Origin of the sequence: Mycoplasma sp. HU2014, from assembly GCF_001199495.1 — a bacterium.
Lineage (GTDB): Bacteria > Bacillota_I > Bacilli_A > Mycoplasmatales > Mycoplasmataceae > Mycoplasma.
The window spans coordinates 26,287-33,093 of the sequence record NZ_LFYS01000071.1 but is presented as its reverse complement, the minus strand read 5'-3'; the positions used below and the strand labels follow the sequence as shown (position 1 = coordinate 33,093).

General features: G+C 26.8%; 4 protein-coding genes. 1 reads left to right on the top strand and 3 read right to left on the bottom strand.

From position 1 onward, the window contains the following. Positions 1 to 531 (top strand): IS1634 family transposase (locus tag AB668_RS04630; protein WP_152908070.1); only part of this gene is annotated, 531 nt, incomplete at its 5' end. A gap of 138 nt (positions 532 to 669) precedes the next feature. Here the strand turns inward: AB668_RS04630 and gyrA are convergent. From gyrA to AB668_RS04615, 3 genes are all read right to left on the bottom strand, one after another. Continuing rightward, positions 670 to 3,156: a DNA gyrase subunit A gene (gene gyrA, locus AB668_RS04625; RefSeq protein WP_050517828.1), complete on the bottom strand. Its 2,487-nt coding sequence runs from the start codon at positions 3,154 to 3,156 to the stop codon at positions 670 to 672. Positions 3,157 to 3,171: 15 nt separating this feature from the next. Then, positions 3,172 to 5,076, bottom strand: coding sequence for a DNA topoisomerase (ATP-hydrolyzing) subunit B (gene gyrB, locus AB668_RS04620; protein ID WP_050517827.1), 1,905 nt, complete (start codon positions 5,074 to 5,076; stop codon positions 3,172 to 3,174). Between the two features lie 293 nt (positions 5,077 to 5,369). Next, positions 5,370 to 6,806, bottom strand: coding sequence for an MATE family efflux transporter (locus tag AB668_RS04615; RefSeq protein ID WP_050517826.1), 1,437 nt, complete (start codon positions 6,804 to 6,806; stop codon positions 5,370 to 5,372). Position 6,807: the final 1 nt, after the last annotated feature.

The following is a 6,807-nucleotide window of genomic DNA, read 5'->3' as shown; positions in this document are numbered from 1 at the left end:
AAAGATAATTTAGTTTCTTATGACAATTTAGCTGGTTCAAAAAAATATAAGTTTTTTAAACCTGTAAATAAAGGTGCTTTTTATGAATTGGATGTAGCAAAAATAAATGAAGATGAAAAATACGATGGATATTATGTTTATGAAACAAATAGAACTGATTTATCTGTAGTTGATATTGTAAATTTATATTCAAAACAGTGACAAATTGAATCTAATTTTAAAACGTTAAAAGGTAAATTGTCACTTCGTCCAATGTATCTATCAACATGAAATCATATTGTTGGATATATTTGTTTATGTTTTGTATCTTTAGTGTTTTTAAATTATGTAGTTTACCTTTTGAATTCTAGATTAGGATTACAAGGTAAAAATAGAATTACTGAACATAAAATGATTAACGTTATTAAAGATGTCAAAGAAATTGAGGTATTTGTAAACAAACAAAAAACAGAAACAATACAAGTGTTTAATGATGGGTTAAAAGAAAGTTGAGATACTTATCACACTCTTTTAGAAGTTTTAAAAAAATAACAGTTGACTTATAAATTTAGGTTTATAAGTTTAAACTGTTATTTTTATGCTTAAAGTGGGAAACGTAGGATAAAAAAGAATGCAACTTTTACAAAAATAAAAATCACTTGCGCCGATAAGGTTAGAGTGATTTTTTTACTATTCTTCATCTTCAAAATCTTTTAAATCATCTGGATTTTTAATGTATTCTAAAGTTATCGCACTTATTTCTTGACCATCATCTAGTCTTATTCCTTTTACTCCAGTAGCAGTTCTTGAAAGAGAAGGAATATTAGATACTTTCGTTTTAATTATGTTTCCATCGCTTGAAACAATTACAATTAAATCTGTTTCTCTAGCAGCAATTAAAGCTTTGAATTTACCTGTTTTTTCATTTAAATTCATTACTTTCATACCTTTAGTATTTCTATTACTAATTCTATAATCATCAACTAAACTCTTTTTAAAGATACCTTTGCTTGAAACTGTTGTAATGTGAGATAGTTTAAATGAACTTACTGCTCCAACTACAACATCATTATCTTCTAATTTAATTGATTTAACTCCAGATCCAGTTCTAGACATAGCACGAATTTTATCTTCTTGTACTCTAATTACTTTTCCTGATTCATTAGCAACAAAAATAGTATCTTTTCCTGTTGTTGCAAATACTGAAACTAATTGGTCATCATCTTTTAATGTAATTGCTTTTTTACCATTTCTATTAATGTTTTCAAATTCACTAACTCTTGTACGTTTAATCATTCCGTTTTGAGTTACAAATGTTAAATATTCAAATTTATTTTTAGTATTTCTAAAACATAAAATAGCAGTAATTTTATCTTCAGGTGATAAGTCATTTAAGAAGTTAACAATAGGTAATCCTCTTGCAGTTCTTGAGTATTGTCTAATGTTATACATTTTTGTTCTAAATACTTTTCCTGAGTTAGTAAAGAACATTACTCAATCTCTCATTTTACCCATTGTGATTAAGTCAATTGGATCGCTTGGTTCAGCATTAACACTAACTCCACGTCCACCACGTTTTTGAGTTCTAAATTCATCAGGATCAACTCTTCTGATATATCCTTCTTTTGATAATAAAATCATTGTTTTAGTATCAGGAATTAATTCTTCATCTTGGATATTAATTAATTTATCATCAATTAGTCCAGTTCTTCTCTCATCACCATATTTATTAGCGATTTCATCTAATTGATCTTTTAAAACTGAATTTTGTTCATCTTTATCATTAATTAATTTATCTAAATATGCGATACGTTCTTGAATTGCTTGCATTTCAGATCAAATTTTTTCTCTTTCTAAACCAACCAATCTTTGTAAACGCATATCTAAAATTGCTTTGTTTTGTTCTTCATCAAAACCATATTTATTAGTTAATAACATTTTAGCTTCATCAACTGTTTTAGATGATTTAATAATCTCAATAACATGATCAACATCATCTAATGCTTTATGTAGTGCTTCTAGTATATGATAACGTTTAGCTATCTTATTCTTTTCAAATATTGAACGTCTTATGATAACTTGAACTTGGAATTCTACATAGTATTTAATAATAGATTTTAAATCTAATAATACAGGTAAATTATTATGTAGTGATAATAAGTTAATTGTAAAACTTGATTGTAATCCAGTAAATTTATATAACTTAGATAAAATAACATCAGGATTTGCATCACGTTTTAAATCAATTACAATTCTAATTCCCTCATAGTTTGATTCATCTCTAATATCTGCAATTCCATTAATTGTTTTTGTTTTAACTAATTCAGCAATTTTTTCAATAATTTTTGATTTGTTAACTTGATAAGGAATTTCAGTAATTACAAATCTACTATGTCTAGAAGTTTCTTCTAGTTCAACTTTAGCACGAATAATTACTCCACCACGTCCTGTTTCGTATCCTTCTCTCATTTTTTGACCATTAGTCATTAATGCTCCAGTTGGAAAATCAGGACCTAATATGTGATTATCTAAAATTTCATCAATAGTTATTTCGTTATTATCAATATATGCTTTTAATGCACTTACAACTTCTCTTAAATTATGAGGAGGAATAGAAGTTGCCATACCAACAGCAATACCAGTTGCACCATTAACTAATAAGTTAGGTAAATATCCAGGTAAATAAGAAGGTTCTTTTTCACTAGCATCATAGTTATCAATAAATGGAACAGTTTCCATATCAATATCTTTAATAATATAGTTTGATATTTTAGCAAGTCTTGCTTCAGTATAACGCATAGCCGCTGCTCCATCACCATCAATTGATCCGAAGTTACCATGACCATCAACTAAAGGATAACGGTATGAGAAATCTTGAGCCATTCTCACCATTGATTCATAAACTGCACTATCTCCATGTGGGTGATACTTACCGATTACTTCTCCGACAATTCTTGCAGATTTTTTGTGTGGTTTATCAGCTGTAATACCTAAATCATTCATAGCATAAATTATACGTCTATGAACAGGTTTTAATCCATCTTTTAAATCAGGTAAAGCACGACTTACAATAACACTCATCGCATATTCTAAAAAGTCTTTTCTAACCTCAGAAGAAATATCAATTTGAGTTATTTTCCCATGATAATGTTCTTGATTATTGTTTTGATTATCCATTCTTGCTTTTCCTTTCTACACGTCAATGTTTTCTACAAATTTAGCATTGTCTTGAATATAATTTTTTCTTAATTCAGGATCTTCACCCATTAAATCTGAAAATACTTCATTAGCTAGTGCTGCATCATCTAATGAAATTTGAAGCATTGTTCTTTGTTGTGGATCCATTGTTGTTTCTCATAATTGAAGCGGATCCATTTCTCCAAGACCTTTGTATCGTTGAATTGTATATTTAGTATCTTTAAATTCATTATTTTTTAATGCTTCTAATTCTGCATCTGTATAAGCGTACTCTACTCGTTTAGAAGATTCAATTTTATATAAAGGTGGTTGAGCAATATAAATATTTCCATTGTTAATTAATTCTTTCATATATCTGTAGAAGAATGTTAACAATAGAATTCTAATGTGAGCACCATCAACATCAGCATCAGTCATAATTACAATTTTTCCATATCTTAATTTAGAAAGATCTAATTCTTCTTTTATTCCTGTTCCAATTGCAGTGATGATTGATTTAATTTCATTATTTGCAAATGCTCTAGCTTCAGTTACACGCTCAACATTTAACACCTTACCTCTTAAAGGTAATATAGCTTGAAAACGTCTATTTCTTCCAGTTTTAGCACTACCACCAGCTGAATCTCCCTCAACTAAATATAGCTCGGCAATGCTTGCATCTTTACTTTCACAATCAGCTAATTTTCCTGGTAGTGAAAAAGTATCTAAAGCCGATTTTCTTCTTGTTTCTTCTCTTGCTCTTTGAGCTGCAATTCTTGCTTTTTGTGCATTAGCATTTTTATCTAAAATAGCTTTAGCATCTTCTGGAGATTTTAATAAGAATTCTTCGAATGTTTGACCAATTATTTCATTAACTGCTTCTTTAGCATCTAAGTTAGATAATTTTGTTTTAGTTTGACCTTCAAATTGTGGATCAGTATGTCTTACTGAAACAATACATACCATACCTTCTTTAATATCATCTCAAGAGTATTTTCCATTTGATTTATTAGATTTAATAACATTTTCAGCATATCTATTAATATCTCTAATTAAAGCTTGTTTTAACCCATCTTCATGAGTACCACCTTCAAGAGTATTAATGTTATTAACAAAAGTAATTAAATTTTCTTGATAGTCAGAATTATATTGTAATGCTACTTCAACTTCGATATCTTTGTATTTTGAATCAACATAAAAAATGTTTGGATTTATTGTTGTTTTATTTTCATTCTTTTCTTTAATGTAATCTAAGATTCCATTAGCAAAATAATACTCAACACTTTTATCAACTCTTTGATCAGTTAAAGTTAATCTTAAACCTTTATTTAAGTAAGCTAATTGCTTTGCTTTATTTCTAACAACATCATAATCAAAATTTACTGTTTCTTTAAATATTTCAGGATCTGGTTTAAATCTAACTTTAGTTCCTCTTAACTCAGTTGAACCTAAATTTTCTAAAGTTGATTCTTTTGTTCCACCTTCACTAAAGTATTGATGATAATGAATATTTTCTCTGTAAACATCAACATCAACATATAATGATAAAGCGTTAACAACACTAGCTCCAACTCCGTGCAATCCACCTGAAATTTTATAACTATCAGAATCAAATTTCCCTCCAGCATGAAGTTGAGTAAATACTAACTCTAAAGCTGATTTTCCTGATTCTTGATTAATACCTGTAGGAATACCACGTCCATTATCTTGAACAATAACTTCTCCATCAACTGTAAGTGTAATGTCAATTTTATCTGCATATCCTGCCATAGCCTCATCAACAGAGTTATCTAAAATTTCTCACACTAAGTGGTGTAATCCAGTTTTAGAAGTTGATCCAATATACATTCCTGGACGCTTTCTAACTGCTTCTAAACCTTTTAAAACTTTTATCGATTCAGCATCATAATTTACAGACATTCTTTCTTCCTCCTAATCATTTTTTTTATAAAGCAAAATAAAAAAATACCCCATAAAAAACGTTCTTAATTTTATATATTAAATACACACAAACTATGTATAAATTACATATAAAATACATATATTAATTATATCTAAAATATGGCTAAAAGTCTTGTAAAAATCACGCATAAAACAAAGAAAAAATCTTATTCAAAATAAAGAAATCTTATTCAAAATAAAGAAAAATAAGATTTATTTTTATAAAATTTTTGAAATATTAAATACAATTTTTATCTAATAAAAATATTAAATTAAACCGGTTTAATACGACTTTCTCATTTTCTTTTAAATCAACGTTTAGTATAAATTATTGATCTTAAAATAGGATCTAAACTTATAACTAAATAAATAAGAACTAAACCATAACCTGTATCACCTTTAAAAGTTGAACTAATAAGTCAAGGTAATAAACACATACCTGTAATCATAGTAGCAACTGATATTAATAAAGGTATTCATAAATCTCCAGTTGATCATAATGCTCTTAATAAAGTCATATTAGCAGTATCAAATAAAAGTTTAACAAACAACACGCTCATTAAAATATATCCATACTTATTAATTAATGTCGAATTTATGTTGAATGCTTTTAATAATGGATAAGTTAAAACTAAAGTAATTGATGATAATAATAACTGAGCATAAATCGCTATTTTTCAACAATTTATTCCTATTTCAAAAGCTTTTTGTTTATCATTTTTTCCTATCATTTTAGCTACTAACATTGATGTAATTGTACTTATAGCTAATAAGAATGTAATTGAATATTGTACAATAGCAGTTAATGTTCTATGTAAGTTTATAAAAGTATTAATTACTTGTTGTTGATCAATAAAAGTTGAATTCACATATAAATGACTAATAGCTGTATTTGCAACAAAATTACATACATTTCACAACCCTACTTCTAAAGTAATAGGGAGACCTGTTTTGATAGTTTCAAACATATATTTAACTTCAATCTGATTAATAAATTTTCAATTTTTATAATCAATATAAATAACATTTATTACTATCATATAAACTAATTGAAATAAGGCCACTAAAACTAAACCTAAACTAGCATAAAAAGGATTTAAATCAAATACATATAAAACTAATACAACCAAAATAATATCAACCACATTAGATAAAATTGAACCAATTGCAATATGACGTTGTTTACTGATAATTTGTAATCCAGCAATTAAAACTTGAACAACTGACATTATTACTAAACTGATATTTATGATTTGAAAATACTTCACACAAAAATCTAATTCATTAATTTGATTGTACTTATTATTAGTAATTATAAATTCATTTTTTGCATCTAATCAACTTAAAAAAGTTGAAGCAAATAAACTAGTTAAAATATAAACAAACAAAGTTATAGTTAAGTTAATTAAAATACCAGTAGTTATTAGTTTAGATAATTCTTTTTCTTTATTTTGACCAAATAATTTACTTCCTACAACCAGTGTTCCACTAGCAACTAATCCAGGAATAAATTGAATAGCAATAAATAGTGTTGTTGTTTTATTAACTGCTGCAAAAAAACCAGTTCCTCCAGCATATCAACTAAATAATAAAATATTTATTTGAGATATAATTGCTGCAAAAAATAATTGTAAAAATATATGAATTGTTAGCGACATTATCTGTTTAAAATCTTTTACATAAAGTATCTTTTTTAAACTAAAATTCATA